Raw genomic sequence first — 25,595 nt, 5'->3', positions numbered from 1 at the left:
CCGACGCACCGGGCCCGGCCCGCCGGGGAAGGCGGGCCGGGCCCGGTCGTGCGTACGCTCAGGCGGACGCCGGCGGATACAGCGCGCGCGGCAGCCGCGAGGCCGCCGCCGCGTCCAGCAGCCAGAGCGTGCGGCTGCGCCCGTACGCGCCCGCCGCCGGGGCCTGGATCTCCCCGGCGCCCGACAGCGCGATGGCCGCCGCCTCCGCCTTGTCCTCGCCCGCCGCCAGCAGCCACACCTCACGCGCCGCGCGGATCGCGGGGAGCGTGAGCGAGATGCGCACCGGCGGCGGCTTGGGGGCCCCGTGCACACCGACGACGGTGCGCTCGGTCTCCCGTACCGCGGGCAGTTCCGGGAAGAGCGAGGCCACATGCGTGTCCGGGCCGACGCCCAGCATCAGCACGTCGAAGGAGGGCACCGGACCGTGGTCCTCCGGCCCCGCGGCGGCGGCGAGTTCGGCCGCGTACGCCGCCGCCGCCTCGTCCACGTCCTCGCCGTACGGGCCGTCCGAGGCCGGCATGGCGTGCACCCGCGCCGGGTCCAGCCCCACCGCGTCGAGCAGCGCCTCCCGGGCCTGGGTGACGTTCCGCTCGGGGTCGCCCTCGGGCAGGAACCGCTCGTCGCCCCACCACAGGTCCAGGCGCGACCAGTCGACCGCGTCCCGGGCGGGGGCGGCGGCGAGCGCGGCCAGCAGGCCGTTGCCGTTGCGCCCGCCGGTCAGCACCACCGAGGCGTGGCCCCGGGCGGCCTGGGCGTCCACGATCCTCGTGATCAGCCGGGCCGCCGCGGCCTGCGCCATCAGCTCCTTGTCGCGGTGCACGACCAGCTGGGGAGGCGTCACTTGGCGGCCGCCTTCTTCGCCGGGGCCTTCTTCGCGGCGGGGGCCTTCTGCCCGCCCTCGGCGGGCTTCTCCGCCTCTGCGGCCTTCACCTCGCCGCCCGCGTGGAGCTTCTCCACCCCGAACTTGACCGCGGACTCGTAGGTGTTGTCCGGGTCCAGCCGGCGCAGCTCCTCCGCCAGCAGCTCGGCGGTCTCGCGCCGCTTGAGCGCCACCGCGCGGTCCGGCTGGCCCTGCATGGAGAGCGTGGCCAGCGAGCCGTCGGCCCGGTCGAGCACGATGACGCCGTTCTTCGTCTCCAGCCGTACGGCGGTCAGCCCCGGGCCCTGGGAGAGCGTGCGCTCCACCGGGACGCCGAGCCGGTCGGCGAGCCACATCGCGAGCAGTTCGCAGCTCGGGTTGTCGCTCTCGCCCTCGACGGTCGCGCCGATCACCGTCGCCGGCTGCTGGTCCAGGGCGGCGGCCAGCATGGAGCGCCACGGGGTGATCCGGGTCCAGGCCAGATCGGTGTCGCCGGGGCTGTACGCCGCCGCCCGCACGGCCAGCTCGTCGAGCGGGGCCTCGGCGGAGTAGGTGTCGGTGATCCGGCGCTGGGCGAGCGCGCCCAGCGGGTCCTTCGCCGGGTCGGCGGGGGCGTCCTCGGGCCACCACACCACGACCGGGGCGTCGGGGAGCAGCAGCGGGAGCACCACCGACTGGGCGTGGTTGGCGAGTTCACCGTGGAGCCGCAGGACGACGGTCTCCCCGGTCCCGGCGTCCGACCCGACCCGGACCTCGGCGTCGAGGCGGGCGTCGCGCCGGGCGCGCGGCGAGCGGCTGACCCGCTTGATCACCGCGATGATCCGCGAGGGGTGCTCGCGGGACGCGTCACCGGCCGACTTGAGCGCGTCGTACGCGTTCTCCTCGTCCGTGACGATGACCAGCGTGAGCACCATGCCGATGGCGGGGGTGCCGATCGCCCGGCGGGCCGAGACCAGCGCCTGGTTGATCTGGCTGGATGTGGTCTCCGTGAGATCGATCTTCATGGCCGCCTCCAGCTCCGTCCGTCCCGTGCGAGCATCTCGTCGGCCTCCGCCGGACCCCAGGTGCCGGCCGCGTACTTGGCGGGCTTGCCGTGCTTGGCCCAGTACTCCTCGATCGGGTCGAGGATGGTCCAGGAGAGCTCGACCTCCTGGTGGCGCGGGAAGAGGTTGGCGTCCCCGAGCAGCACGTCCAGCAGGAGCCGCTCGTACGCCTCCGGGCTGGACTCGGTGAAGGACTCCCCGTACGCGAAGTCCATCGTGACGTCCCGGACCTCCATCGAGGTGCCGGGCACCTTGGAGCCGAAGCGCACGGTCACGCCCTCGTCGGGCTGGACCCGGATGACCAGGGCGTTGCCGCCCAGCTCCTCCGTGGCGCCGGACTCGAAGGGGAGGTAGGGAGCGCGCTTGAAGACGACCGCGATCTCCGTGACCCGGCGGCCGAGCCGCTTCCCGGTCCGGAGGTAGAACGGCACGCCCGCCCAGCGGCGGTTGTTGATCGTCAGCTTGATCGCCGCGTAGGTGTCGGTCGTCGACTTGGGGTCGATGCCCTCCTCCTCGCAGTAGCCGAGGACCTCCTGGCCGCCCTGCCAGGCGTGCTCGTACTGGGCGCGCACGGTGTGCAGACCGAGGTCCTCGGGCAGCTCGACGGCGGTGAGCACCTTGAGCTTCTCGGCGACCAGGGCCTTGGGGTGGAAGGAGCCGGGCTCCTCCATCGCGGTGAGCGCCAGCAGCTGGAGCAGGTGGTTCTGGATGACGTCACGGGCGGCGCCGATGCCGTCGTAGTAGCCGGCCCGGCCGCCGATGCCGATGTCCTCGGCCATCGTGATCTGTACGTGGTCGACGTAGGACCTGTTCCAGATCGGCTCGAACATCGTGTTGGCGAACCGCAGCGCCAGGATGTTCTGGACCGTCTCCTTGCCCAGGTAGTGGTCGATCCGGAAGACCTCGTTGGGCGGGAAGACGTCGTGGACGATCTGGTTGAGCTCCTGCGCGCTGGCCAGGTCGTGGCCGAACGGCTTCTCGATGACGGCCCGCCGCCAGGAGCCCTCCTTCTGGTCGGCCAGGCCGTGCTTCTTGAGCTGCTGGACGACCTTGGGGAAGAACTTCGGCGGCACGGAGAGGTAGAAGGCGAAGTTGCCGCCCGTCCCCTGTGCCTTGTCGAGCTCCTGGATGGTGGACTTCAGCGTCTCGAACGCCTCGTCGTCGTCGAAGTTGCCCTGGACGAAGCGCATCCCCTGGATGAGCTGCTGCCAGACCTCCTCGCGGAACGGCGTACGGGCGTGCTCCTTGACGGCATCGTGGACGACCTGCGCGAAGTCCTCGTCCTCCCAGTCGCGGCGGGCGAAGCCGATGAGCGAGAAGCCCGGTGGCAGCAGGCCGCGGTTGGCCAGGTCGTAGACGGCAGGCATCAGCTTTTTACGGGACAAATCGCCCGTGACGCCGAAGATGACCAGGCCCGACGGCCCCGCGATACGCGGGAGCCGTCGGTCCTGTGCGTCACGGAGCGGGTTGGCTCCGGGAACAGCAGACAAAGTGGTCAGCCCTCCGAGGGGGCGAGGCGCGAAAGCTCCGCCTCGGTCGACTTGAGCAGATCGTTCCAGGACGCCTCGAACTTCTCGACGCCCTCGTCCTCCAGCAGCTGCACGACGTCGTCGTACGAGATGCCGAGCTTCTTGACCGCGTCGAGGTCGGCGCGGGCCCGGTCGTAACCGCCGGCGACGGTGTTGCCGGTGATCTCGCCGTGGTCGGCCACGGCCTCCAGGGTCGCCTCCGGCATGGTGTTCACCGTGTTCGGTGCCACCAGGTCGTCGACGTACAGGGTGTCCTTGAGGGACGGGTCCTTGACACCGGTGGAGGCCCAGAGCGGACGCTGCTTGTTGGCCTGCGCCTTGTCCAGCGCCTCCCAGCGCTCGCCCGCGAAGACCTCCTCGTACGCCTCGTAGGCCAGCCGCGCGTTGGCCAGGGCGGACTTGCCCTTGGCGGCCTTCGCCTCGTCGGAGCCGATGGCGTCCAGGCGCTTGTCGATCTCGGTGTCCACGCGGGACACGAAGAAGGACGCCACCGAGTGGATCTTGGAGAGGTCCAGGCCCGCGGCCTTCGCCTTCTCCAGGCCCGCCAGGTAGGCGTCCATGACCGCGCGGTAGCGCTCCAGCGAGAAGATCAGCGTCACGTTGACGCTGATGCCCCGGCCGATCGTCTCGGTGATCGCCGGGAGGCCCGCCTTGGTGGCCGGGATCTTGATGAGCGTGTTCGGCCGGTCGACCAGCCACGCCAGCTGCTTGGCCTCGGCGATGGTGGCCGTGGTGTTGTGCGCCAGGCGCGGGTCGACCTCGATGGAGACCCGGCCGTCCTGGCCGTCGGTCGCGTCGAAGACCGGGCGCAGGATGTCGGCGGCGTCGCGGACGTCCGCCGTCGTGATCATGCGCAGGGCCTCCTCGACGGTGACCTTGCGGGCGGCGAGGTCGGTGAGCTGCTGCTCGTAGCCGTCGCCCGAGGAGATCGCCTTCTGGAAGATCGACGGGTTGGTGGTGACGCCGACGACATGGCTCTGGTCGATCAGCTCGGCCAGGTTGCCCGAGGTGATCCGCTTGCGCGACAGGTCGTCGAGCCAGATCGCCACGCCCTCGTCGGAGAGGCGCTTGAGTGCGTCTGTCATGGGTTGCATCTCCTACTGGTGGTGTCTAAGGGCGTCAGCGCGCTGCGGCTTCGAGGGATTCCCGCGCGACGGCGGCCACGTTCTCGGCGGTGAAGCCGAACTCGCGGAAGAGGACCTTGGCGTCGGCCGAGGCACCGAAGTGCTCCAGCGAGACGATCCGGCCGGCGTCCCCGACGTACCGGTGCCAGGTCAGGCCGATGCCCGCCTCCACGGCGACCCGCGCCTTGACCGACGGCGGGAGCACGCTCTCCTTGTAACCCCGGTCCTGCTCCTCGAACCACTCGACGGACGGCATCGAGACCACCCGGGTCGGCACCCCGGCCGCCTGGAGCTGCTCGCGCGCCTCGACGGCGACGTGGACCTCGGAGCCGGTCGCGATGAGCAGCACCTGCGGCGCCGCGTTCTGCCCGGAAGGCGTCTCGGCCTCGAAAAGGACGTAACCGCCCTTGGCCGCGTCCTCGTTCGCCTCGTACGTCGGCACGCCCTGGCGGGTCAGCGCCAGACCGTGCGGGGCGCCCACCCCGAACTCCTTGGTGTAGCGGCGCAGGATCTCGCGCCAGGCGATGGACGTCTCGTTGGCGTCGGCCGGGCGGACGACGTTCAGACCCGGGATGGCGCGGAGCGACGCCAGGTGCTCCACCGGCTGGTGGGTCGGGCCGTCCTCGCCGAGACCGATCGAGTCGTGCGTCCACACGTACGTCACCGGCAGGTGCATCAGCGCGGAGAGGCGCACCGCGTTGCGCATGTAGTCGGAGAAGACCAGGAAGGTCCCGCCGTAGATGCGGGTGTTGCCGTGCAGCGCGATGCCGTTCATCGCGGCGGCCATGGCGTGCTCGCGGATCCCGAAGTGGATCGTGCGGCCGTACGGGTCGGCCTCCGGCAGCGGGTTGCCCACCGGGAGGAACGACGACGTCTTGTCGATCGTGGTGTTGTTCGAGCCCGCGAGGTCGGCCGAGCCGCCCCACAGCTCGGGCACGATCTCGCCCAGCGCCTGGAGGACCTTGCCGGAGGCGGCGCGGGTGGCCAGGGACTTGCCGGGCTCGAAGACCGGGAGCTTCTCCTCCCAGCCCGCGGGCAGCTCGCCCGCCGCGATCCGGTCGAAGTCGGCGGCGCGCCCGGGGTTGGCGGTGCGCCACGCGGCGAACGCCTTGTCCCACTCGGCACGGGCCTCACGGCCGCGGTCCAGGGCCTCACGGGTGTGGCCGATGACCTCGTCGGAGACCTCGAAGGTCTGCTCCGGGTCGAAGCCCAGGACCCGCTTGGTCGCCGCGATCTCCTCGCCACCGAGGGCCGAGCCGTGGGCCGCCTCGGTGTTCTGGGCGTTCGGGGCGGGCCAGGCGATGATCGAGCGGGCCGCGATGAACGAGGGGCGCTCGGTCTCGGCCTTGGCCGCCTGGAGCGCCGCGTACAGACCCGCCGGGTCCAGGTCGCCGTTGGCCTGCTGCTCGACGCGCTGGACGTGCCAGCCGTACGCCTCGTAGCGCTTGAGGGTGTCCTCGGAGACCGCGGTCTCGGTGTCGCCCTCGATGGAGATGTGGTTGTCGTCCCAGAGCAGGACCAGGTTGCCCAGCTTCTGGTGCCCGGCCAGCGAGGAGGCCTCGGCGGCGATGCCCTCCTGGAGGCAGCCGTCACCGGCGACGACCCAGACGGTGTGGTCGAACGGGGAGGTGCCGGGGGCCGCCTCGGGGTCGAAGAGGCCGCGCTCGTAGCGGGCGGCCATGGCCATGCCCACCGCGTTGGCGACACCCTGGCCCAGCGGGCCCGTCGTCGTCTCGACGCCGGCCGTGTGGCCGTACTCCGGGTGGCCCGGGGTCTTGGAGCCCCACGTGCGGAACGCCTTCAGGTCGTCCAGCTCCAGGCCGTAACCGGCGAGGTAGAGCTGGATGTAGAGGGTCAGGCTGGAGTGGCCCGCCGACAGGACGAACCGGTCGCGGCCGGTCCACTCGGCGTCCGCCGGGTCGTGCCGCATGACTTTCTGGAACAGGGTGTACGCGGCGGGGGCCAGGCTCATCGCCGTGCCCGGGTGGCCGTTTCCGACTTTCTGTACGGCGTCCGCGGCGAGGACGCGGGCGGTGTCCACCGCCCGCTGGTCCAATTCGGTCCACTGGAGGTCTGAGGTGGTCGGCTTGATGCTCACCCTGCGTCAGGGCTCCTCTCCACTGTTCGTAGGCCGGTGGCTGATACCGCACCGGGCGCTGCCGAGCCTACCCTCGCCGGGGCCCACACCTTCCGGCTCTTTCCAGGGTGAGGGCGACCCGGGCACTTCGCCTCCCGGCGGACCGTCTCCGTACATCCCGCAGTCACCCCCAACACGACCCCACCCCCGCGAAGGACGGTGTGGGCCCAACGTCTACAGTGGTCGGGTTCGCGCAAGTCTTCACAAGGGCCCTTCGGCCCGGAGCTTGCTGGGATTTCTCTGTCAGGGGTGTGCGTGACGGCCGTCGAGTCCCGACCCGCCGGGGTCGCCTTGACTCCCAGCCCAGGGGGCCATCGCCCGTACGGGGCCCGTGTCAAGGCATTCGTGGCGCTTACGAAGCCACGGATCATCGAGCTGTTGCTCATCACCACGATTCCGGTGATGTTCCTCGCCGCCCAGGGCGTACCCGACCTGTGGCTGGTGTTCGCCACCACCTTCGGGGGATACCTCTCGGCGGGCGGCGCCAACGCGCTCAACATGTACATCGACCGCGACATCGACGCGCTGATGGACCGCACGTCGCAGCGTCCGCTGGTCACCGGGATGGTCAGCCCGCGCGAGTGCCTCGTCTTCGGCATCTCCCTCGCGGTCGTCTCGACCCTCTGGTTCGGACTGCTCGTCAACTGGCTGTCCGCCGGACTCGCCCTCGGGGCGCTGCTCTTCTACGTCGTCGTCTACACGATGCTCCTGAAGCGCCGCACCTCCCAGAACATCATCTGGGGCGGCATCGCCGGCTGCCTGCCGGTGCTCATCGGCTGGTCGTCCGTGACGAACTCCCTCTCCTGGGCCGCCGTCATCCTCTTCGCCGTCATCTTCTTCTGGACGCCGCCGCACTACTGGCCGCTCTCCATGAAGGTCAAGGACGACTACGCCCGGGTCGGCGTCCCGATGCTCCCGGTCATCGCCTCCAACCAGGTGGTCGCCCGCCAGATCGTCCTCTACAGCTGGGTGATGGTCGGCGTCTCGCTCCTCCTCACCCCGCTGGGCTACACCGGCTGGTTCTACCTCTCGGTGGCGCTGCTCGCGGGCGGCTTCTGGCTCTGGGAGGCCCACGGGCTGCAGAACCGTGCCAGGGCCGGGGTGACCGGCGCCAAGCTCAAGGAGATGCGGCTGTTCCACTGGTCGATCACCTACGTCTCGCTGCTCTTCCTGGCCGTCGCGGTGGACCCCTTCCTCCGCTAGGCACCGGCCTCTACGGGCGGGTCACGTGGCAGAAGCCACGGGACCCGCCCGTCGCCGTTCGAACTACTCGTCGGTAGCATCCTGTTCATGGCAGAGACGGCAGCAGACGCAGCAGAGACCGGGCAGACCTCCCGGAGCGACGCCCGGAAGGCGGCCCGCGCGGAGCGCAGGGCGGCGAAGCTGGCCCGCGAGATCGGGGCCTTCGCCAAGGAGCACGGCGGCGCCGAGGGGCAGCTCGCCTACATCGGCGAGGCGGGCGCCCGCATCGTCCTGGTCGGCCAGGACGGCGCCTGGGGCGATCTGGTGGCCCCGACGTACGCCGTGGCCGAGAGCGCGGTGGAGAAGTCCGGGATCACGGTCCACGAGGAGTTCGACGGCGACTTCGCCCTCAAGGTCCGCACCGGCCCGTACGAGTGGTCGCGGATGGCCGGGATCCAGGTCGGCGGCCCGTCCAACGACAGCTGAGCCGCACGCCAAAGGGGCGGCGGGCATGTGCCCGCCGCCCCTTTCGCCGTACCACCGCTCAGAGGGCCTGCGCCGACTCCCGCTGCTCGGCGGAGGCGGACGGGCCCGGCAGCGGAGCCGGTACGTCGTCTCCGCGCTCGCGCATGCTCAGCACCAGGCGGATCACGGCGATCCACAGGACGGCCGAGCCGAACATGTGGATGCCGACCAGGATCTCGGGGACGTCGGTGAAGTACTGCACGTACCCGATCGCGCCCTGGGCGAGCAGCACCACCAGCAGGTCGCGGGCGCGGGCCCGGGTGTCGGCGGGGGCGTCGACCACGCGCAGGGCCAGCCACATGGCGATGGCGAGCACGCAGACCACCCAGGCGGAGACGGCGTGCACATGGGCGGCGACCGACCAGTCCCACGGCATGCGCGGCACGTCGCTGCTGTCGCCCGCGTGCTTGCCGGAGCCGGTCACCGAGGTGCCCAGCACGATCAGGACCACGGTGGTCGCCACGATCGCCCAGGCGAGCCGGCGCACCGGCAGGGGAGCGCGGGGCCGGGCCGGGCCGTCCCCCTCGCCGATCCGGACCCAGGTGATCACGGTGACCGCGAGCAGCACGTTGGCGAGCAGGAAGTGCCCGGCCACCGTCCACGGGTTGAGCCCCGCCCAGACGGTGATGCCGCCGAGGACGGCGTTGCCCAGCACGATCCAGAACTGCGACCAGGCCAGCCGGGTCAGCTTGCGGCGGCGCGGCTTCATCGAACTGACGGCGATGATCGTCCAGCCGACCGCGGCCGACAGCACATAGGTCAGCATCCGGTTGCCGAACTCGATCGCGCCGTGCAGCCCCTGCTCGGGGGTGGCGAACAGGCTGTCGTCGGTGCACTTGGGCCAGGTGTCGCAGCCGAGGCCCGAACCGGTCAGCCGGACGGCCCCGCCGGTGATGATGATCAGGACGCTCATCATGACGGCGGAGAGCGCGGCACGCTTGACGATCCTGGTGGACGGCGTCCAGCGCTTGGCGATGGCAGAGATGGGGGTTTCCACGCGGACCATCGTAGGAGGTGGCTTGTGCACGTTTTCACGAGGGGTGGGTTCGTGCCCCTTGCCCGGGAAGATCCCGTACGGCGGTCAGCCGGGCGCTACTCCCAGCGGAAGAACCTCGCCGCCGCGCCCAGCCCCAGCACTGCCCACCCGGCCAGGATCCCGGCCTCGGCCCACGGCATCCCCGCGCCGTGCTGGAGGACGTCCCGCAGCCCCTCCGAGAGCGCCGAGATGGGCAGCAGCCCCAGCACCGACTGCACCGCGTCCGGGAACCTGTCCAGCGGCACGATGACCCCGCCGCCGACCAGCAGCAGCAGGAAGACCAGGTTGGCGGCGGCGAGCGTCGCCTCGGCCTTCAGCGTCCCGGCCATCAGCAGCCCCAGCCCCGAGAACGCGGCCGTCCCGAGGACCAGGAGCAGCAGCACGGCGAAGGGGTTGCCCTGCGGCGACCAGCCCAGCGCGAAGGCGATCGCCGTCAGCAGCACGATCTGGAGCACCTCGGTGACCAGCACCGAGAGGGTCTTCGCCGTCATCAGCGCCCAGCGCGGCAGCGGGGAGGCCCCGAGCCGCTTGAGGACCCCGTAACGGCGTTCGAAGCCGGTGGCGATGGCCTGGCCGGTGAAGGCGGTGGACATCACGGCGAGCGCCAGGATGCCCGGGGCCAGGAAGTCGACCGACGCGCCCGAGCCGGTGTCCACGATGTCGACCGCGCTGAACAGCACCAGCAGCAGCGTCGGGATGATCACCGTCAGCAGCAGCTGCTCACCGTTGCGCAGCAGCATCCGGGTCTCCAGCGCGGTCTGCGCGGCGATCATCCGGGGGAGCGGGGCGGCGCCGGGGCGCGGGGTGTACGTACCGGCGCTCATGCGCGCAGCTCCTTGCCGGTCAGTTCGAGGAAGACGTCTTCCAGGGTGTGCCGCTCCACCGCGATGCCCTCGGGCATCACACCGTGCTGGGCGCACCAGGAGGTGACGGTGGCCAGCAGTTGCGGGTCGACCGCCCCGGAGACGCGGTACGTGCCCGGGAGCGGCTCGGCGGCCTGGGAGCCGTCGGGCAGCGCCTTGACCAGCGAGCCCAGGTCGAGCCCGGGGCGTCCGGTGAAGCGCAGGGTGTTCTCGGCGCCGCCGCGGCAGAGCTGCTCGGGGGAGCCCTGGGCGATGACCCGGCCCGCGTCGATGATCGCCACGTCGTCGGCGAGCGCCTCGGCCTCGTCCATGAAGTGGGTGGTCAGCACCACGGAGACCCCGTCGGCGCGCAGCTCGCGGACCAGGTCCCAGGTGGAGCGGCGGGCCTGCGGGTCGAGCCCGGCGGTCGGCTCGTCCAGGAAGACCAGCTCGGGCCGGCCGACCACCGCGAGGGCCAGGGCGAGGCGCTGCTGCTGGCCGCCGGAGAGCCGCCGGTAGGCGGTGCGGCCGCAGGAGCCGAGGCCGAGCCGCTCGATCAGGGCGTCCACGTCCAGCGGGTGGGCGTGGAGCATGGCCATGTGCCGGAGCATCTCGTCGGCGCGGGCGCCGGAGTAGACGCCGCCGGACTGGAGCATGACCCCGATCCTCGGGCGCAGCCGCCCTGCGTCGGCGACCGGGTCGAGCCCGAGGACCCGTACGGTGCCGGCGTCCGGGCGGCGGTAGCCCTCGCAGGTCTCGACGGTGGTGGTCTTCCCGGCGCCGTTCGGGCCGAGTACGGCGGTCACCGCGCCGGCCCGGACCACCAGATCGAGGCCGTCCACCGCGGTCTTCGTGCCGTACCGCTTCACCAGGCCGGTGACCTGTACGACGGGCTCGTTCTCCATGGCAGGGAAGTCTAGGCAGGGCATGGAGGAGGCCCTTCCCCGGGGCCAGATTAGGTAACCCTAAGTGACGAACCACACCGTAGATCGTTCCGGACCGTGGTTGTCAGTGCCGAAGGAATTACGCAACAATGGTGTTGTGAAATACGACGGAGGGGCTCCTCAGGAGGAACTCGCGACCGGTGAGCGTTCGACGCGCAACCGGGTCGCGCGCTCCATCCTGGACCACGGGCCCTCGACCGTCGCGGATCTCGCGGGGCGCCTCGGCCTCACCCAGGCCGCCGTCCGCCGCCACCTGGACGCCCTCGTCTCCGACGACGTCGTCGAAGCCCGTGAACAGCGGGTCTACGGGGCGCGGACCCGGGGCAGGCCCGCCAAGGTGTTCGCCCTCACGGACTGCGGCCGGGACGCCTTCGACCAGTCCTACGACAAGCTGGCCGCCGACGCCCTGCGCTTCATCGCCGCATCCGGCGGGGACGAGGCCATCATCGCCTTCGCCCGCGCCCGGATGGCCGCGATGGGCGAGGCGTACCGCGCCGCGGTCGAGGCCGCCGAGCCCGAGCGGCGCACGGAGGCCCTCGCCAGGGCCCTGAGCGCCGACGGGTACGCTGCTACGGCGCGAAGCGCGCCGGGCCCCCAGCAGGGAGAGCAGCTCTGCCAGCACCACTGCCCGGTGGCGCATGTCGCCGAGCAGTTCCCACAGCTGTGCGAGGCGGAGACGGAATTCTTCTCCAGCCTCCTCGGGACCCATGTGCAGCGTCTGGCCACCCTCGCCCACGGCGACGGCGTGTGCACGACATACGTGCCGCGCAGCGGCCACGCAGCACCCCCACAGACCACCCATTCAGCATCTGCAAGCACGGCCGGGAGGAACCCCGCATGACGCTCCCCACGGAGACTGCCCACCCTGAGCTCGAGGGTCTGGGTACGTACGAATTCGGCTGGGCCGACTCCGACGCGGCAGGCGCGGCGGCGAAGCGCGGCCTCTCCGAGGCTGTCGTCCGCGACATCTCGGAGAAGAAGAACGAGCCCGAGTGGATGCTGAAGCTGCGGCTCAAGGGTCTGAGGCTCTTCGACAAGAAGCCCATGCCCAGCTGGGGCTCGGACCTGTCGGGCATCGACTTCGACAACATCAAGTACTTCGTGCGCTCCACGGAGAAGCAGGCGGCCTCCTGGGAGGACCTGCCCGAGGACATCAAGAACACGTACGACAAGCTCGGCATCCCCGAGGCGGAGAAGCAGCGCCTCGTCGCCGGTGTCGCCGCGCAGTACGAGTCCGAGGTCGTCTACCACCAGATCCGCGAGGACCTGGAGGAGCAGGGCGTCATCTTCCTGGACACCGACACCGCGCTGAAGGAGCACCCGGAGCTCTTCAAGGAGTACTTCGGCACCGTCATCCCGGTCGGCGACAACAAGTTCGCCTCGCTGAACACGGCCGTGTGGTCCGGCGGCTCGTTCATCTACGTGCCCAAGGGCGTCCACGTGGACATCCCGCTCCAGGCCTACTTCCGTATCAACACGGAGAACATGGGCCAGTTCGAGCGGACGCTGATCATCGTCGACGAGGACGCCTACGTCCACTACGTCGAGGGCTGCACCGCCCCGATCTACTCCTCGGACTCGCTGCACAGCGCCGTGGTCGAGATCATCGTGAAGAAGGGCGGCCGCTGCCGCTACACGACCATCCAGAACTGGTCGAACAACGTCTACAACCTGGTCACCAAGCGGGCCGTGGCCTACGAGGGCGCGACCATGGAGTGGGTCGACGGCAACATCGGCTCCAAGGTGACCATGAAGTACCCGGCCGTCTACCTGATGGGCGAGCACGCCAAGGGCGAGACGCTGTCCATCGCCTTCGCGGGCGAGGGCCAGCACCAGGACGCCGGCGCCAAGATGGTCCACATGGCGCCGAACACCTCCTCGAACATCGTCTCCAAGTCGGTGGCGCGAGGCGGTGGCCGTACGTCCTACCGCGGGCTGATCGAGATCGGCGAGGGCGCGCCGGGCGCGAAGTCCAACGTCCTCTGCGACGCTCTGCTCGTCGACACGATCTCCCGCTCGGACACCTACCCCTACGTCGACGTCCGCGAGGACGACGTGTCGATGGGCCACGAGGCGACCGTCTCCAAGGTCTCCGAGGACCAGCTCTTCTACCTGATGAGCCGCGGACTCACCGAGTTCGAGGCCATGGCGATGATCGTGCGCGGCTTCGTCGAGCCGATCGCCAAGGAGCTGCCCATGGAGTACGCCCTGGAGCTCAACCGGCTGATCGAGCTGCAGATGGAGGGTTCGGTCGGCTAGGTCCGCACCCGAGGACCACCGGGACGGCCGTTCGCGGCCGTCCCCGCCCCACCGAACCACCCCCCTTCTTGACTGAGAAAGCGAGCACTACGACAGCCATGGCTGAGGCTCAGAACACTCCGGTGGGCTCCACCACCGCCGGCTCCATCGCGGTGGCCGCCGAGTCGACCGTCGCCACGCGCATGAGCGCACCCCCGTCCTTCGACGTCGCGGACTTCCCCGTCCCGCACGGTCGCGAGGAGGAGTGGCGCTTCACCCCGCTGGAGCGGCTGCGCGGGCTGCACGACGGCACCGCCGTCGCCACGGGCAGCGGCGTCAAGGTCGCGATCGAGGCGCCCGAGGGCGTCACCGTCGAGACCGTCGGCCGTGACGACGCCCGGCTCGGCAAGGCCGGCACGCCGGTGGACCGGGTCGCCGCCCAGGCCTACAGCTCCTTCGAGCAGGCCTCGGTCGTCACCGTCGCCAAGGAGGCCGTGCTCACCGAGCCGATCCGGATCGCCGTGCACGGCGAGGGCGGCACCGCCTACGGCCACCAGGTCATCGAGCTGGGCGCCTTCGCCGAGGCCGTCGTCGTCATCGACCACACCGGTGACGCGGTGCTCGCCGCCAACGTCGACTACGTGCTGGGCGACGGCGCCAAGCTGACCGTCGTCTCCGTCCAGGACTGGGACGACACGGCCGTCCACGTCGGCCAGCACAACGCGCTGGTCGGCCGGGACGCCTCCTTCAAGTCGATCGTCGTCACCTTCGGCGGCGACGTCGTGCGCCTGCACCCGCGGGTCGCCTACGCGGCCACCGGCGGCGAGGCGGAGCTCTTCGGCCTGTACTTCACCGACAAGGGCCAGCACCAGGAGCACCGCCTCCTGGTCGACCACAACACCCCGCACTGCAAGTCCAACGCGGTGTACAAGGGCGCGCTCCAGGGCGACGGCGCCCACGCCGTCTGGATCGGGGACGTCCTCATCCAGGCCGCGGCCGAGGGCACCGACACCTACGAGATGAACCGGAACCTCGTCCTCACCGACGGCGCCCGGGTCGACTCCGTACCCAACCTGGAGATCGAGACCGGCGAGATCGCCGGGGCCGGCCACGCCTCGGCGACCGGCCGCTTCGACGACGAGCAGCTCTTCTACCTCCAGTCCCGCGGTATCCCGGCCGAGGAGGCCCGCCGCCTGGTCGTGCGCGGCTTCTTCGCCGAGCTGGTCCAGCAGATCGGCCTGCCGGACGTCGAGGAGCGGCTGATCGAGAAGATCGAGGCCGAGCTGAAGGCGTCCGTCTGATGGCCTTCGTCAAAGCCTGTGCGCTGAGTGAGCTGGAGGAGGACACCCCCAAGCGGGTGGAACTCGACGGCACACCGGTCTCCGTCGTCCGCACCGAGGGCGAGGTGTTCGCGATCAACGACATCTGCTCGCACGCGAACGTCTCCCTCTCCGAGGGCGAGGTGGAGGACTGCGCGATCGAGTGCTGGCTGCACGGATCGGCGTTCGACCTCCGCACCGGCAAGCCGTCCGGCCTTCCCGCGACGCGCCCCGTCCCCGTATACCCCGTAAAGATCGAAGGGGACGATGTGCTCGTCTCCGTCACCCAGGAGTCCTGAGTCACCCATGGCAACGCTTGAAATCCGCGACCTGCACGTCTCCGTCGAGGCCGACAACGCCACGAAGGAGATCCTCAAGGGCGTCGACCTGACCGTGAAGCAGGGCGAGACCCACGCCATCATGGGCCCCAACGGGTCCGGCAAGTCCACCCTCGCGTACTCGCTGGCGGGTCACCCCAAGTACACGATCACCGGCGGTTCGGTCACCCTGGACGGCGAGGACGTCCTGGAGATGTCCGTCGACGAGCGCGCCCGCGCCGGCCTCTTCCTCGCCATGCAGTACCCGGTCGAGATCCCCGGTGTCTCGGTCTCCAACTTCCTGCGCACCTCCGCCACCGCCGTCCGCGGCGAGGCCCCCAAGCTGCGTACGTGGGTCAAGGAGGTCAAGGAGACGATGGCCGGGCTCCAGATGGACCCGTCCTTCGCCGAGCGCAACGTCAACGAGGGCTTCTCCGGCGGTGAGAAGAAGCGCCACGAGATCCTTCAGCTGGAGCTGCTCAAGCCGAAGATCGCCGTCCTGGACGAGACCGACTCCGGCCTGGACGTCGACGCGCTCAAGACCGTCTCCGAGGGTGTCAACCGGGTCCGCGCGACCGGCGAGGTCGGCACGCTGCTGATCACGCACTACACCCGGATCCTGAAGTACATCCAGCCCGACTTCGTGCACGTCTTCGCCAACGGCCGGATCGCGGCCTCCGGCGGCGCCGAGCTGGCCGACCAGCTGGAGAACGAGGGCTACGAGGCATACACGAAGGGTGGCGCTTCCGCGTGACTGACGCCCGACAGGGGCTCACCGGCCTCCTCGACACCGAGGCGATCCGCAAGGACTTCCCGCTCCTGGACCGCACGGTCCACGACGGCAAGAAGATCGTTTACCTGGACTCCGCGGCGACCTCGCAGAAGCCGCGCCAGGTCCTCGACGCGCTCAACACGTACTACGAGCGCCACAACGCGAACGTGCACCGAGGCGTCTACACGGTCGCCGAGGAGGCCACCGCGCTGTACGAAGGCGCCCGTGACAAGGTCGCGGCCTTCATCAACGCACCCAGCCGCGACGAGGTGATCTTCACCAAGAACGCCTCGGAGTCGCTCAACCTCGTCGCCAACATGCTGGGCTGGGCGGACGAGCCCTACCGGGTGGACCGCGAGACCGAGATCGTCACCACGGAGATGGAGCACCACTCCAACATCGTGCCCTGGCAGCTGCTCGCGCAGCGCACGGGCGCGAAGCTGAAGTGGTTCGGCATCACCGACGACGGCCGGCTCGACCTGTCGAACATCGACGAGATCATCACCGAGAAGACGAAGATCGTCTCCTTCACGCTGGTCTCCAACATCCTGGGCACCGTCAACCCGGTCGAGACGATCGTCCGCCGCGCCCAGCAGGTCGGCGCGCTGGTCTGCATCGACGCGTCGCAGGCCGCCCCGCACATGGTGCTGGACGTACAGGCGCTCCAGGCCGACTTCGTGGCCTTCACCGGTCACAAGATGGTCGGCCCGACCGGCATCGGCGTGCTCTGGGGACGGCAGGAGCTCCTGGAGGACCTGCCGCCGTTCCTCGGCGGCGGCGAGATGATCGAGACCGTCTCGATGCACTCGTCCACCTACGCCCCGGCGCCGCACAAGTTCGAGGCCGGTACGCCCCCGATCGCCCAGGCCGTCGGCCTCGGCGCGGCCGTGGACTACCTCTCCTCGATCGGCATGGAGAACATCCACAACCACGAGAAGGCCATCACCGAGTACGCGGTGAAGCGTCTCCTGGAGGTTCCGGACCTGCGGATCATCGGCCCGGCGACGGCCGAGGACCGCGGCGCGGCGATCTCCTTCACGCTCGGCGACATCCACCCGCACGACGTGGGCCAGGTCCTCGACGAGCTGGGCATCTGCGTCCGGGTCGGCCACCACTGCGCCCGCCCGGTCTGCCTGCGGTACGGAATTCCCGCGACGACGCGAGCGTCGTTCTATCTGTACTCCACGCCCGCCGAGGTCGACGCACTGGTGGACGGGCTGGAGCACGTCCGGAACTTCTTCGGCTGAGGGCGGACTGGTGAAGCTTGATTCCATGTACCAGGAAGTGATCCTGGACCACTACAAGCACCCCCACGGGCGCGGCCTGCGGGACGGCGACGCAGAGGTGCACCACGTCAACCCGACGTGCGGTGACGAGATCACTCTCCGGGTCAAGTACGACGGTGAGACCATCACCGACGTCAGCTACGAGGGCCAGGGCTGCTCGATCAGCCAGGCCAGTGCCTCCGTACTGAACGAGCTGCTGGTCGGCAAGGAGCTGACCCAGGCGCGGAAGATCCAGGACACCTTCCTGGAGCTGATGCAGTCCAAGGGCCAGCTGGAGCCGGACGACGCGATGGAGGAGGTGCTGGAGGACGCGGTCGCGTTCGCCGGCGTCTCCAAGTACCCCGCCCGGGTCAAGTGCGCGCTGCTGAGCTGGATGGCGTGGAAGGACGCGACGGCCAAGGCGCTGTCCGAAGGGAAGACCGCATGAGCGAGAACGAGACCGCGACCATGAAGCCGGCCTCCGAGGAGGAGGTCCGCGAGGCGCTGTACGACGTCGTCGACCCCGAGCTGGGCATCGACGTCGTCAACCTGGGCCTGATCTACGGCATCCACGTCGACGACGCCAACATCGCCACCCTCGACATGACCCTCACGTCCGCGGCCTGCCCGCTGACCGACGTCATCGAGGACCAGGCGAAGTCCGCCACGGACGGCATCGTCAACGAGCTCCGGATCAACTGGGTCTGGATGCCGCCGTGGGGCCCGGACAAGATCACGGACGACGGCCGCGAGCAGCTGCGCGCGCTGGGGTTCAACGTCTGACGCACCCTGAGCATCACGGATACGGCCATGCCCGCCAGCCATACTGGCGGGCATGGCCGTATCCCTGTACCACCTCGCCGTCGACGCCCACGACCTGCCGCTCATGGCCCGGTTCTGGAGCGCGGTGCTGGACTGGAAGATCCTCTACGAGGACGAGCACGAGGTCGTCATCGGCGCCCACGAGACCGCGCTGCCGGGCATGTGCTTCCTCCCCGTGCCGGAGGAGAAGACCGTCAAGAACCGGCTGCACATCGATCTGACCCCCGACGACCAGGCCGCCGAGGTCGAGCGGATCATCGCGCTCGGCGCACGGCGGCTGGACGTCGGGCAGGGGCCGGAATCCACCTGGGTGGTGCTGGCGGACCCCGAGGGCAACGAGTTCTGCGTACTGCGCCCGAAGCGGACGCTCACGGACTGAGTCCGGAGCCCTACGCGGGGCCGGGGCCCGGCCCCGACGCGGGGGCGGCCGGCGGCGGGCCGTACTGCTCGGGCAGGGGCTGGGCCGCCGCCTCCGTCAGGACCTGGGCCAGGTTCTCCTTGCGCATGCGGAGGTCCACGTACAGCAGGCCGGTCACCAGCGGCGGGAAGACTGACGAGAAGAGCTGGCTCACCAGGCCGCTGACCATGGACAGCACCATGAAACCGGCGAACAGGGCGATGATCTCGCCGCCGCTCGGTTCCCCCATCGTGTTCGGGTCCTCGAACGTGCCGGGGAGCATCCCCATCGCCTGGAACGGCAGCTGGACCATGTAGCCGACCATGGAAGCGAGGGCGTAGGCGAGCAGGCCGACGCCGAAGACCCGCCACCAGTCGCCGCGGACCAGCTGGGCCGAGCGGCGCAGGGCCGCGACCGGCCCCTGTCCCTCGAAGACCACGATCGTGGGGGCCAGCGAGAACCTCACCATCAGCCAGACGGCGAGCGGGGTGAGGGCGAGCCAGCCGAGAAGGGCGGCGAACAGCAGCGGAAGCACGGAGTCCGAGTCGCCCAGCGTGACCAGGTAGATCACGGCCGCCACCATCGTCGCCATCGCGAGCGCGAAGGGGACGAAGATGATCAGCCCCACCAGGAACACCGTCCCGATCATCGCCCAGACCCGGGACCAGGCGCGGCGCCAGACGGCGCCGAAGCCGATCGGGCGGCCGAGGACGGCCTCCTGGAGGACCACCGGGACCGCCGCCTGGACGACGGCCGACGCCAGCAGGTAGGCGAGGACGCCCAGGACCATCAGGACGCCGAACGCGATGCCCAGCGGGACCAGTTGGGCGGTGTCCGGTTCGCCGAGGCCGGTGAGGCCGTCCCAGTCGGCCGCGACGGTGGAGAAGGCGATGGCCACCCCGATGCCCATCACCACCGCCGCCGCGCCGAAGAGCGCCAGGGCGATGCCGACCAGCGGCTTCCAGTAGCGGCCGATCGTGGTGAAGGCGCCGCTGAGCATGTCCGAGACCCTCAGCGGCGCCAGGGGTATCACCCCCGGCTTGGGCGGTGCCCAGCCGCCGTACCAGCCGGGGCCCGGACCGTACCCGCCCGGACCCGAGCCGCCCGGTCCGCCCTGGCCCGGTCCGCCCGGTCCCTGCGCACCCCCGTGGAAGGGTCCCCCACCGTGGGGCGCGGCCCCCTGCGGGCCACCGCCCCACCCTGCGTCCTGCGCCACTGCGTCTCCCCGTGGTCTCGTCGGCCCGTGCTGGGTGCGGGGCCGTTCCGTCGGTCGGGACACCGTAACGCCCCCGACGTGGGCCGATGATATGTACAGCCGTACGCAACGATGCGTACTCTTGTACACATGGGATACGCATACGGACTGCTGGCCGCGGCGATCGCGGCGGAGGTGGCCGGGACGACGGCCATGAAGTACAGCGAAGGCTTCACCCGGCTCTGGCCCTCGATCGGCACCGCGGTGGGCTATCTCATCGCCTTCACCCTGCTCGCCCAGACCCTCAAGACCCTCTCCGTGGGCACCGCCTACGCGATCTGGGCCGGTGTCGGCACGGCGGCCGTGGCGCTCATCGGCATCCTGTTCATGGGGGAGTCCAGCAGCCTGGTCAAGATCGTGGGGGTCGGTCTGATCGTCGTCGGGGTCGTCGTGCTCAATCTGGGGGGAGCGCACTGATGGCCCGCCGCTACGATCCCGACCGGCGTACGCGGATCATCGACGCGGCGCTGCGGGTGATCGTGGCCGACGGGATAGCCGGGCTCAGCCACCGGTCCGTGGCCGCCGAGGCGGACGTGCCGCTCGGCTCGACCACGTACCACTTCGGTTCGCTCGACGAGCTGCTGACGGCCGCCCTGCGCCGGTCCAACGAGAACTTCGCCCAGGCGCTGCGCGACAGCGAGGTCTGCGCCGGGGACGCGGACGGGGGTGGGGGCGGGGGCGCCTCCTCCGGCGCCCGGCTCGCCGATGAGCTGACCCGGGTGCTGGGGGAGTGGTTCGCCGGGGAGCGGGGCGCGATCGAGCTGGAGTACGAGCTGTACCTCGCCGCCCTGCGCCGCCCTGCCCTGCGCCCGGTCGCCGCCGAGTGGACCACGTCGGCGGTCGAACTGCTGTCGACGCGCACCGACCCGGCCACCGCGCGGGCGCTGGTCGCGCTGATGGACGGCGTCTGCCTCCAGGTGCTGCTGACCGGTTCCGCCTTCGACGCGGAGTACACCCGCGAGATGCTGACCCGGGTCGTGGACGGGTGCGCCTGAGTGGGGGCGCCGGGACCGGCGCGGGGCGGCGGGGTCGGCGCGGGGCGCCGGTCGGCCCGGGGCCCGTACCGTCCGCAGGGCCGTCCGCCGCCCGCCCCGACGGGCACCGGCGGGCGGCCGTGCGGGGTGAGGCGGTACGGGGCCGCGGCGAACGTGCCGGAAGCTGAGACCGGTTCGCCCGAGCGGGCCCCGGCCGGTTAGGTTTCTGTCCATGACCGACACGACTTCCCAGGCCACTTCCCGTACCACCGGCGCCGTCGCCGCCGGCCTCGCCACCGTCGCCGGTGACGGCACCGTCCTCGACACCTGGTTCCCCGCCCCCGAGCTCACGCCCGAGCCCGGCCCGGCCGGTACGACGCGGCTCACCCCGGACGAGGCCGTCAACCGCCTCGGTGAGGGTGCCGCCAAGGCCATCGGCGTGGACGCCCGGCGCGGGGTCGAGGTCGTCGCCGTCTCCACGGTCATCTCCTCGCTGGAGGACAAGCCGCTCGACGCGCACGACGCGTACCTGCGTCTGCACCTGCTCTCGCACCGGCTCGTCCAGCCGCACGGCCAGAACCTCGACGGGCTCTTCGGCCTGCTCGCCAACGTCGCCTGGACCTCGCTCGGCCCGGTCGCCGTCGACGAGCTGGAGCGGGTCCGCCTCAACGCCCGCGCCGAGGGGCTGCACCTCCAGGTGACCTCGGTCGACAAGTTCCCGCGCATGACGGACTACGTGGCCCCCAAGGGCGTACGCATCGCGGACGCCGACCGGGTCCGGCTCGGCGCGCACCTCGCCGCCGGGACCACCGTCATGCACGAGGGCTTCGTCAACTTCAACGCCGGCACGCTCGGCACCTCCATGGTCGAGGGCCGCATCTCCGCGGGCGTCGTCGTGGGCGACGGCTCCGACATCGGCGGCGGCGCCTCCACCATGGGAACCCTCTCGGGCGGCGGCAACGTCCGCATCGTCATCGGCGAGCGCTGCCTGGTCGGCGCCGAGGCGGGCGTCGGCATCGCGCTGGGCGACGAGTGCGTCGTGGAGGCCGGGCTGTACGTCACCGCCGGCACCCGCGTCACGCTGCCGGACGGCCAGGTCGTCAAGGCCCGTGAGCTCTCCGGCGCCTCCAACATCCTCTTCCGCCGCAACTCGGTCACCGGCACGGTGGAGGCCCGCCCGAACAACGCGGTGTGGGGCGGCCTGAACGAGGTCCTGCACGCCCACAACTGACCTTCAGCCCGCGAGGAGTTCCTCGTACGCCGCACGCAGCCCGTCGACCGCATCGCGGCCGGCGGGCTGCAGCGGTTCCCGGACCGGGCCCGCGTCCAGCAGGGCCTTCACGGTGACGGTGCCGGGCAGGCCGGCCGCCATCATCAGCTCGACCAGCCGGACCGTGCGCCCGTTGAGCCGGGCCGCCTCGGCGGTGCGCCCCGCGTCGAACGCGTCCAGCGGCGCCCGCAGGTGGCGCGGGGCCACGTTGGCGACGGTGCTGACATAGCCCGCGCCGCCGACCGCGTACAGCGGGAGGTTCAGCTCCTCGCACCCCGAGTAGTACGCCAGCGAGGTCCGCGCCAGCACCTTCGTCGACCCGAGCAGGTCGTACGCGCAGTCCTTGACCGCCACGATCCGTGGATGGTCCGCCAGCCGCAGCAGGGTCTCCGGCTCGATCCGGACGCCGGTGCGGCCGGGGATGTCGTACAGCATCAGCGGTACGCCGGCGGCCTCCGCGACCCGCAGGAAGTACGCCTCCACCGCTTCCTGCGGCGGGCGGCTGTAGTACGGGGGCACCACCAGCAGACCGTCCGCGCCCGCCTCTTCGGCCTCGCGCGCCAGCCGTACCGCGTGCGCGGTGTCCGCGCTGCCGACGCCGGAGAGCAGCGGCACCCCGGCGCCGACCTCCGCCCGCACGGCCCGCAGCAGCTCCGCCTTCTCCGGGGCCGAGGTGGTGGGCGACTCGCCGGTGGTCCCGCTGAGCACCAGCCCGTCGCACCCCTCGGCCACCAGGTGCGCGGCGTGGGCGCGGGCGGCGTCGAGGTCCAGCGCCCCGGTGGCGGTGAACGGCGTGATCATGGCGCAGAGGGTGCGGCCGAAGGGGCGGGGGCGGGGCGCGGTGGGAGTCATGCCCGAAGTGTCGGCTCCGGCGACCGTGAAGGTCCACTTAGATCTGCTTGCTCGGACCGGAAAGAGATGCTGAACAGTGTGATGCGGCGGCCTTCTGCTGACATGATCGAACATCTGGACGGCGTACGGCTGGTGCGGCGGGGGCTGCGGTGAGGCGGGGGCTGTGGTGAGGGGCGGGCGGGCAACGGTGAGCGGTACGGGCGAGGGGACGCGGAGGCCGGTGCCTGCCGCGGGGGTGCTGCTCGCGGCGGTGGCGGCCCTGGTGCTGACCGGCTGTGCGGGATTTCTGGTTCCGGCCGGTGAGGGGGAGCCCGAGCCCACCCCGACGCCCGCACCGGCTCTCTCCGCCGCTGCTCCGTCCCGGCCGCCCGCCGCCGATGTGCCGGCCGCGGAGGAACCGGGCCCGTCCCCCACCCCCACCGAGGAGTGCCCCGCCTCCGGGGCCGTGGTGACCGTGGGGGAGGTGCAGGCCCTGCTGATGAGCCGCGCGGTCGTCCTCACTCTGACCAACTGCGGCTCCACGCCCTACCGGGTCGACGGCTACCCCTCCGTCCAGGCGCTCGGCGAGGACGGCGAGCGCCTCCCGGTGAAGGTCAACCCGGCGGGCTCGAAGTTCGGCCGGGACCACGGGCCCGAGGCGCTCACCCTGAAGCCCGGCGGCACCGCGCGGTCGGTCCTCGCCTGGGTCTCCACCCAGGAGGGCGGCGAACTCATCATGGCCGACGCCCTGGAACTGGCCGCCGCCCCCGACGCCGGGGCACGGGTCCACCCGCTGGAGGGCCACGACGTCCGGTACATGGACGAGCTGAACATGACGGCCTGGCGGGCCGAACTGCCCGAGTGACCGCCCGGTCCGGGTGCGTCGTGACCGTGGACGTGGAGTCCGGCATGCGTCGTGACCGTGGAGGTGGCGTCCGGCATGCGTCGTGACCGTGGACGTGGCGTCCGACGGGCCCGCACCGGAGCGGCAACGCCCCTGCACCGACGCCGTCTTCGAGAGGCGCTCGACAGCGGGACGACCGGCGGGGGCACGCACCGGTACACGCCCGCGCTCGGCATGCGGGCGGAGCGGGAGCCGGGGTGGGGCACGGCGAAATGCGCATAGGCTGGGACGGCTGAACGCGTACGCGCTCCGTACGCCCCCGAGCACGCACCGAGGAGAACCCCCGATGTCCGCAGAGCGCCCCGTCCTGCCGCCGGTACGGCTGAACTCCGAGGCCGAACTGGCGCGGGACGCGCTCGCCGCGCCGCTGTTCGTCCGGGCCGTCCGGCTCGCCCGCTGGGCCGGTCCCGAGACCCGGGTCGGCGCGGGCGGCGAACTCGTCGAGGCCCAACTGCCCGCCGCCGCCGAGCACCTCGGCCTCCCGGCCGACGAGGACGGCGCCGCGTACGCCAGCGAGGCCTGGCGGCTCGCCGTCGACACCGGCCTCCTCGACGTCACCGACCCCGATGGTGAAGGCGAGGACGACGGGGCCGAGGGCACCGTCACCGCGGGCGAGAACCTGGCGCTGCTCACCACCGGCTCCCCGCAGGAGATCCTCGCCATCTGGCTGGACGGTCTCGACGCCGTGCACGCCGACGCCACCGCGCCCCTCCTGGACGACTTCGCGGACCTCGTCGGCGAGGACGGGTCGATCGACTTCGACGCCCTGGACTGGGACCCGGAGGAGGAGACGGAGTTCCTCGACGGGGTCCTCGGCAACCTCTACCTCCTCACCCTCGCGGACAACGGCGCCGGCGACGCGCCCGTGCCGCTGCCCGCCCTCGCCGCGTCGATGATCGTTCCCGACGACATGGGCGAGCCCACCGACGACATCCTGGAGCAGGTGTCGGAGGCGATGATGCGCCTCGACGACCAGTTCCGGCTGCTCGAACCCATCGGGATCGTCGAGTACCAGCCGGTGGACGAGGCGCTCATGGCCGAGGCGGGCGACCCGGCGGACACCGCCGCCGGCGCCGACGAGGAGGACGTCACCCGGTACGGGATGGTCCGGCTCACCCCTCTCGGCCTGTACGGCATCCGGGCCCGGATGCTGGAGGCCGGGGTGGCCGCTCCCGCCGTCGGCGACCTCGCGGACAAGGGCGCCGACGCCCTCCTCGACGGCGTCGCCCACTACCCGGAGACCGCCGCCCGCGCCGAGATCCAGCTCTGGCTGGCCGGGCGCGGCGCCGGAGGAGCGGTCCCGGCTGCGGCCGAGCTGCTGGCCGCCGCACGTGGCACGGACGAGGGCGCGCCGCTGCGCCGCCTCCACTGCCAGCAGGCGCTCGCCCTCGCCGGTGAGGAGGCCGAACCCGCCGTACGCGCGGTCCTCGGCGACCCGGAGCTGGGCGGCCTGGCCCGGGTCTGGCTGGCCGAGCACGGCGCCACCGACGTCCCGGCCCCCTCGGAGGCGATGGTCTTCTGGCTGGCCATCGACACCATCGCCGCCCAGCTCGACGCCGACGGCGAACTCGACGAACTCCAGGGTCTGGTCGAGGGCCTCTCCGCCCAGCACACCGGCTTCTTCGACGAGATCTGGCGCGTCGACCACCCGGCCACCGCCGAGGTGCTGGAGGCCATGGGCCGCCTGCACAGCGACAAGAAGGCCGCCAAGGACGCCCGGAAGGCCGCGTTCAAGGCGCGGTCGCGGGCAGGCGGCTGAGGGCGACCGCCGGTCTTCCGCCGAGCGCTGCTCCTGCACAGCGGATGTCGGCTTCCGGGCCGATCTCCGCTGTGGAAAACTCCACACGTTCGGGGGTGCTTTCGGGCGCCCCCGAACGCGTGGATCCGCCGCTCAGGGGCGGGGAAAGCGCTGACCGGCGGCGGTGGGCGCGGGTCACGAATGCGGTACGTCTGGGGGGCGGGCGGCAAACGGGCATGGCGTCGGGCCTTCACAAGGCGCATACTCGACCT

General features: G+C 71.3%; 26 protein-coding genes. 16 read left to right on the top strand and 10 right to left on the bottom strand.

Features of this window, described 5'->3' with window-relative positions:
• Nucleotides 1-58: 58 nt before the first annotated feature.
• The 5 genes from pgl to tkt are packed head-to-tail and all read right to left on the bottom strand — an operon-like array spanning nucleotide 59 to nucleotide 6,653.
• A complete protein-coding gene (pgl, locus tag ACQ9ZG_RS06400; RefSeq protein WP_028419307.1) occupies nucleotides 59-841 on the bottom strand; it encodes a 6-phosphogluconolactonase in 783 nt (260 codons plus the stop codon).
• The gene (gene opcA / locus ACQ9ZG_RS06395; protein ID WP_109915397.1) at nucleotides 838-1,863 is read right to left on the bottom strand and encodes a glucose-6-phosphate dehydrogenase assembly protein OpcA; all 1,026 of its coding nucleotides are present in this window, start codon (nucleotides 1,861-1,863) and stop codon (nucleotides 838-840) included. Before opcA ends, pgl begins: the two co-directional genes overlap by 4 nt.
• Nucleotides 1,860-3,392: a glucose-6-phosphate dehydrogenase gene (zwf, locus tag ACQ9ZG_RS06390; RefSeq protein ID WP_018488126.1), complete on the bottom strand. Its 1,533-nt coding sequence runs from the start codon at nucleotides 3,390-3,392 to the stop codon at nucleotides 1,860-1,862. Before zwf ends, opcA begins: the two co-directional genes overlap by 4 nt.
• Before the next feature lie 5 nt (nucleotides 3,393-3,397).
• Nucleotides 3,398-4,516, bottom strand: coding sequence for a transaldolase (gene tal, locus ACQ9ZG_RS06385; RefSeq protein WP_109915396.1), 1,119 nt, complete (start codon nucleotides 4,514-4,516; stop codon nucleotides 3,398-3,400).
• 34 nt (nucleotides 4,517-4,550) lie between these two features.
• On the bottom strand, nucleotides 4,551-6,653 hold the full coding sequence (tkt, locus tag ACQ9ZG_RS06380) for a transketolase (protein ID WP_109915395.1): 2,103 nt from the start codon (nucleotides 6,651-6,653) through the stop codon (nucleotides 4,551-4,553).
• Nucleotides 6,654-6,941: 288 nt separating this feature from the next.
• On the opposite strand from tkt, the gene ACQ9ZG_RS06375 reads away from it, so the two are divergent.
• Both ACQ9ZG_RS06375 and ACQ9ZG_RS06370 read left to right on the top strand, forming a co-directional pair.
• Nucleotides 6,942-7,895, top strand: a complete 954-nt coding sequence (locus tag ACQ9ZG_RS06375; RefSeq protein ID WP_026237547.1) for a heme o synthase — start codon at nucleotides 6,942-6,944, stop codon at nucleotides 7,893-7,895.
• An 87-nt stretch (nucleotides 7,896-7,982) separates the two neighbouring features.
• Nucleotides 7,983-8,360, top strand: a complete 378-nt coding sequence (locus tag ACQ9ZG_RS06370) for a hypothetical protein (RefSeq protein WP_018488130.1) — start codon at nucleotides 7,983-7,985, stop codon at nucleotides 8,358-8,360.
• A 58-nt stretch (nucleotides 8,361-8,418) separates the two neighbouring features.
• On the opposite strand, the gene ACQ9ZG_RS06365 is transcribed toward ACQ9ZG_RS06370, so the two are convergent.
• From ACQ9ZG_RS06365 to ACQ9ZG_RS06355, 3 genes are all read right to left on the bottom strand, one after another.
• Nucleotides 8,419-9,405 (bottom strand): COX15/CtaA family protein, encoded by a 987-nt coding sequence (locus ACQ9ZG_RS06365; protein WP_109915394.1) that lies wholly within the window; start codon nucleotides 9,403-9,405, stop codon nucleotides 8,419-8,421.
• Between the two features lie 86 nt (nucleotides 9,406-9,491).
• Nucleotides 9,492-10,259, bottom strand: coding sequence for an ABC transporter permease (locus ACQ9ZG_RS06360; RefSeq protein WP_109915393.1), 768 nt, complete (start codon nucleotides 10,257-10,259; stop codon nucleotides 9,492-9,494).
• Nucleotides 10,256-11,182, bottom strand: a complete 927-nt coding sequence (locus tag ACQ9ZG_RS06355; RefSeq protein ID WP_109915392.1) for an ABC transporter ATP-binding protein — start codon at nucleotides 11,180-11,182, stop codon at nucleotides 10,256-10,258. The genes ACQ9ZG_RS06360 and ACQ9ZG_RS06355 overlap by 4 nt, the downstream gene beginning before the upstream one ends.
• Before the next feature lie 136 nt (nucleotides 11,183-11,318).
• Here ACQ9ZG_RS06355 and ACQ9ZG_RS06350 point away from each other — a divergent pair, with 136 nt between their 5' ends.
• From ACQ9ZG_RS06350 to ACQ9ZG_RS06310, 9 genes are all read left to right on the top strand, one after another.
• Entirely contained in the window at nucleotides 11,319-12,062 is a 744-nt protein-coding gene (locus tag ACQ9ZG_RS06350) for a helix-turn-helix transcriptional regulator (RefSeq protein WP_018488134.1), read from the top strand.
• Entirely contained in the window at nucleotides 12,059-13,480 is a 1,422-nt protein-coding gene (gene sufB, locus ACQ9ZG_RS06345) for a Fe-S cluster assembly protein SufB (protein ID WP_010070354.1), read from the top strand. The genes ACQ9ZG_RS06350 and sufB overlap by 4 nt, the downstream gene beginning before the upstream one ends.
• A gap of 98 nt (nucleotides 13,481-13,578) precedes the next feature.
• Complete coding sequence (gene sufD, locus ACQ9ZG_RS06340; RefSeq protein ID WP_028419316.1) at nucleotides 13,579-14,760, top strand: Fe-S cluster assembly protein SufD; 1,182 nt, start codon at nucleotides 13,579-13,581, stop codon at nucleotides 14,758-14,760.
• On the top strand, nucleotides 14,760-15,077 hold the full coding sequence (locus ACQ9ZG_RS06335; RefSeq protein WP_018488137.1) for a bifunctional 3-phenylpropionate/cinnamic acid dioxygenase ferredoxin subunit: 318 nt from the start codon (nucleotides 14,760-14,762) through the stop codon (nucleotides 15,075-15,077). Before sufD ends, ACQ9ZG_RS06335 begins: the two co-directional genes overlap by 1 nt.
• Nucleotides 15,078-15,084: 7 nt before the next feature.
• A complete protein-coding gene (sufC, locus tag ACQ9ZG_RS06330) occupies nucleotides 15,085-15,849 on the top strand; it encodes a Fe-S cluster assembly ATPase SufC (protein ID WP_018488138.1) in 765 nt (254 codons plus the stop codon).
• Complete coding sequence (locus ACQ9ZG_RS06325; protein WP_028419317.1) at nucleotides 15,846-17,114, top strand: cysteine desulfurase; 1,269 nt, start codon at nucleotides 15,846-15,848, stop codon at nucleotides 17,112-17,114. Before sufC ends, ACQ9ZG_RS06325 begins: the two co-directional genes overlap by 4 nt.
• A gap of 10 nt (nucleotides 17,115-17,124) precedes the next feature.
• The gene (sufU, locus tag ACQ9ZG_RS06320; RefSeq protein WP_026237549.1) at nucleotides 17,125-17,580 is read left to right on the top strand and encodes a Fe-S cluster assembly sulfur transfer protein SufU; all 456 of its coding nucleotides are present in this window, start codon (nucleotides 17,125-17,127) and stop codon (nucleotides 17,578-17,580) included.
• Complete coding sequence (locus ACQ9ZG_RS06315; protein WP_015607822.1) at nucleotides 17,577-17,915, top strand: metal-sulfur cluster assembly factor; 339 nt, start codon at nucleotides 17,577-17,579, stop codon at nucleotides 17,913-17,915. Before sufU ends, ACQ9ZG_RS06315 begins: the two co-directional genes overlap by 4 nt.
• Before the next feature lie 52 nt (nucleotides 17,916-17,967).
• On the top strand, nucleotides 17,968-18,333 hold the full coding sequence (locus ACQ9ZG_RS06310) for a VOC family protein (RefSeq protein ID WP_109915391.1): 366 nt from the start codon (nucleotides 17,968-17,970) through the stop codon (nucleotides 18,331-18,333).
• Between the two features lie 10 nt (nucleotides 18,334-18,343).
• On the opposite strand, the gene ACQ9ZG_RS06305 is transcribed toward ACQ9ZG_RS06310, so the two are convergent.
• Nucleotides 18,344-19,351 (bottom strand): DUF7847 domain-containing protein, encoded by a 1,008-nt coding sequence (locus ACQ9ZG_RS06305; RefSeq protein WP_109915390.1) that lies wholly within the window; start codon nucleotides 19,349-19,351, stop codon nucleotides 18,344-18,346.
• 345 nt (nucleotides 19,352-19,696) lie between these two features.
• Here ACQ9ZG_RS06305 and ACQ9ZG_RS06300 point away from each other — a divergent pair, with 345 nt between their 5' ends.
• The 3 genes from ACQ9ZG_RS06300 to dapD all read left to right on the top strand — a co-directional run bounded on the left by ACQ9ZG_RS06300 (nucleotide 19,697) and on the right by dapD (nucleotide 21,811).
• Nucleotides 19,697-20,023, top strand: a complete 327-nt coding sequence (locus tag ACQ9ZG_RS06300) for a DMT family transporter (RefSeq protein WP_018488143.1) — start codon at nucleotides 19,697-19,699, stop codon at nucleotides 20,021-20,023.
• The gene (locus tag ACQ9ZG_RS06295; RefSeq protein ID WP_109914646.1) at nucleotides 20,023-20,601 is read left to right on the top strand and encodes a TetR/AcrR family transcriptional regulator; all 579 of its coding nucleotides are present in this window, start codon (nucleotides 20,023-20,025) and stop codon (nucleotides 20,599-20,601) included. Before ACQ9ZG_RS06300 ends, ACQ9ZG_RS06295 begins: the two co-directional genes overlap by 1 nt.
• A 211-nt stretch (nucleotides 20,602-20,812) precedes the next feature.
• Nucleotides 20,813-21,811, top strand: coding sequence for a 2,3,4,5-tetrahydropyridine-2,6-dicarboxylate N-succinyltransferase (dapD, locus tag ACQ9ZG_RS06290; RefSeq protein WP_018488145.1), 999 nt, complete (start codon nucleotides 20,813-20,815; stop codon nucleotides 21,809-21,811).
• 3 nt (nucleotides 21,812-21,814) lie between these two features.
• Here the strand turns inward: dapD and dapA are convergent, their stop codons facing one another.
• Nucleotides 21,815-22,702, bottom strand: coding sequence for a 4-hydroxy-tetrahydrodipicolinate synthase (gene dapA / locus ACQ9ZG_RS06285; RefSeq protein ID WP_109916709.1), 888 nt, complete (start codon nucleotides 22,700-22,702; stop codon nucleotides 21,815-21,817).
• Nucleotides 22,703-22,922: 220 nt separating this feature from the next.
• Between dapA and ACQ9ZG_RS06280 the strand changes: the two genes are divergently transcribed.
• Nucleotides 22,923-23,546, top strand: coding sequence for a DUF4232 domain-containing protein (locus tag ACQ9ZG_RS06280; RefSeq protein ID WP_258312314.1), 624 nt, complete (start codon nucleotides 22,923-22,925; stop codon nucleotides 23,544-23,546).
• A 325-nt stretch (nucleotides 23,547-23,871) separates the two neighbouring features.
• Complete coding sequence (locus ACQ9ZG_RS06275; protein WP_499280080.1) at nucleotides 23,872-25,344, top strand: hypothetical protein; 1,473 nt, start codon at nucleotides 23,872-23,874, stop codon at nucleotides 25,342-25,344.
• Nucleotides 25,345-25,595 lie beyond the last annotated feature (251 nt).

The organism is Streptomyces araujoniae (assembly GCF_050871195.1).
Taxonomy (GTDB): domain Bacteria; phylum Actinomycetota; class Actinomycetes; order Streptomycetales; family Streptomycetaceae; genus Streptomyces; species Streptomyces bacillaris.
Note: the sequence above shows the minus strand (reverse complement) of the source record. Positions and strands in the feature narration are given on the sequence as shown.

What these genes read in the sequence shown, in the direction of transcription:
- opcA (WP_109915397.1), bottom strand. Translation starts at nt 1,863, where the DNA reads ATGAAGATCGATCTCACGGAGACCACATCCAGCCAGATCAACCAGGCG.
- tal (WP_109915396.1), bottom strand. Translation starts at nt 4,516, where the DNA reads ATGACAGACGCACTCAAGCGCCTCTCCGACGAGGGCGTGGCGATCTGG.
- ACQ9ZG_RS06370 (WP_018488130.1), top strand. Translation starts at nt 7,983, where the DNA reads ATGGCAGAGACGGCAGCAGACGCAGCAGAGACCGGGCAGACCTCCCGG.
- ACQ9ZG_RS06365 (WP_109915394.1), bottom strand. Translation starts at nt 9,405, where the DNA reads ATGGTCCGCGTGGAAACCCCCATCTCTGCCATCGCCAAGCGCTGGACG.
- ACQ9ZG_RS06360 (WP_109915393.1), bottom strand. Translation starts at nt 10,259, where the DNA reads ATGAGCGCCGGTACGTACACCCCGCGCCCCGGCGCCGCCCCGCTCCCC.
- ACQ9ZG_RS06355 (WP_109915392.1), bottom strand. Translation starts at nt 11,182, where the DNA reads ATGGAGAACGAGCCCGTCGTACAGGTCACCGGCCTGGTGAAGCGGTAC.
- sufB (WP_010070354.1), top strand. Translation starts at nt 12,059, where the DNA reads ATGACGCTCCCCACGGAGACTGCCCACCCTGAGCTCGAGGGTCTGGGT.
- sufD (WP_028419316.1), top strand. Translation starts at nt 13,579, where the DNA reads ATGGCTGAGGCTCAGAACACTCCGGTGGGCTCCACCACCGCCGGCTCC.
- ACQ9ZG_RS06335 (WP_018488137.1), top strand. Translation starts at nt 14,760, where the DNA reads ATGGCCTTCGTCAAAGCCTGTGCGCTGAGTGAGCTGGAGGAGGACACC.
- sufC (WP_018488138.1), top strand. Translation starts at nt 15,085, where the DNA reads ATGGCAACGCTTGAAATCCGCGACCTGCACGTCTCCGTCGAGGCCGAC.
- ACQ9ZG_RS06315 (WP_015607822.1), top strand. Translation starts at nt 17,577, where the DNA reads ATGAGCGAGAACGAGACCGCGACCATGAAGCCGGCCTCCGAGGAGGAG.
- ACQ9ZG_RS06310 (WP_109915391.1), top strand. Translation starts at nt 17,968, where the DNA reads ATGGCCGTATCCCTGTACCACCTCGCCGTCGACGCCCACGACCTGCCG.
- ACQ9ZG_RS06305 (WP_109915390.1), bottom strand. Translation starts at nt 19,351, where the DNA reads ATGCTCAGCGGCGCCTTCACCACGATCGGCCGCTACTGGAAGCCGCTG.
- ACQ9ZG_RS06300 (WP_018488143.1), top strand. Translation starts at nt 19,697, where the DNA reads ATGGGATACGCATACGGACTGCTGGCCGCGGCGATCGCGGCGGAGGTG.
- ACQ9ZG_RS06295 (WP_109914646.1), top strand. Translation starts at nt 20,023, where the DNA reads ATGGCCCGCCGCTACGATCCCGACCGGCGTACGCGGATCATCGACGCG.
- dapD (WP_018488145.1), top strand. Translation starts at nt 20,813, where the DNA reads ATGACCGACACGACTTCCCAGGCCACTTCCCGTACCACCGGCGCCGTC.
- dapA (WP_109916709.1), bottom strand. Translation starts at nt 22,702, where the DNA reads ATGACTCCCACCGCGCCCCGCCCCCGCCCCTTCGGCCGCACCCTCTGC.
- ACQ9ZG_RS06275 (WP_499280080.1), top strand. Translation starts at nt 23,872, where the DNA reads ATGTCCGCAGAGCGCCCCGTCCTGCCGCCGGTACGGCTGAACTCCGAG.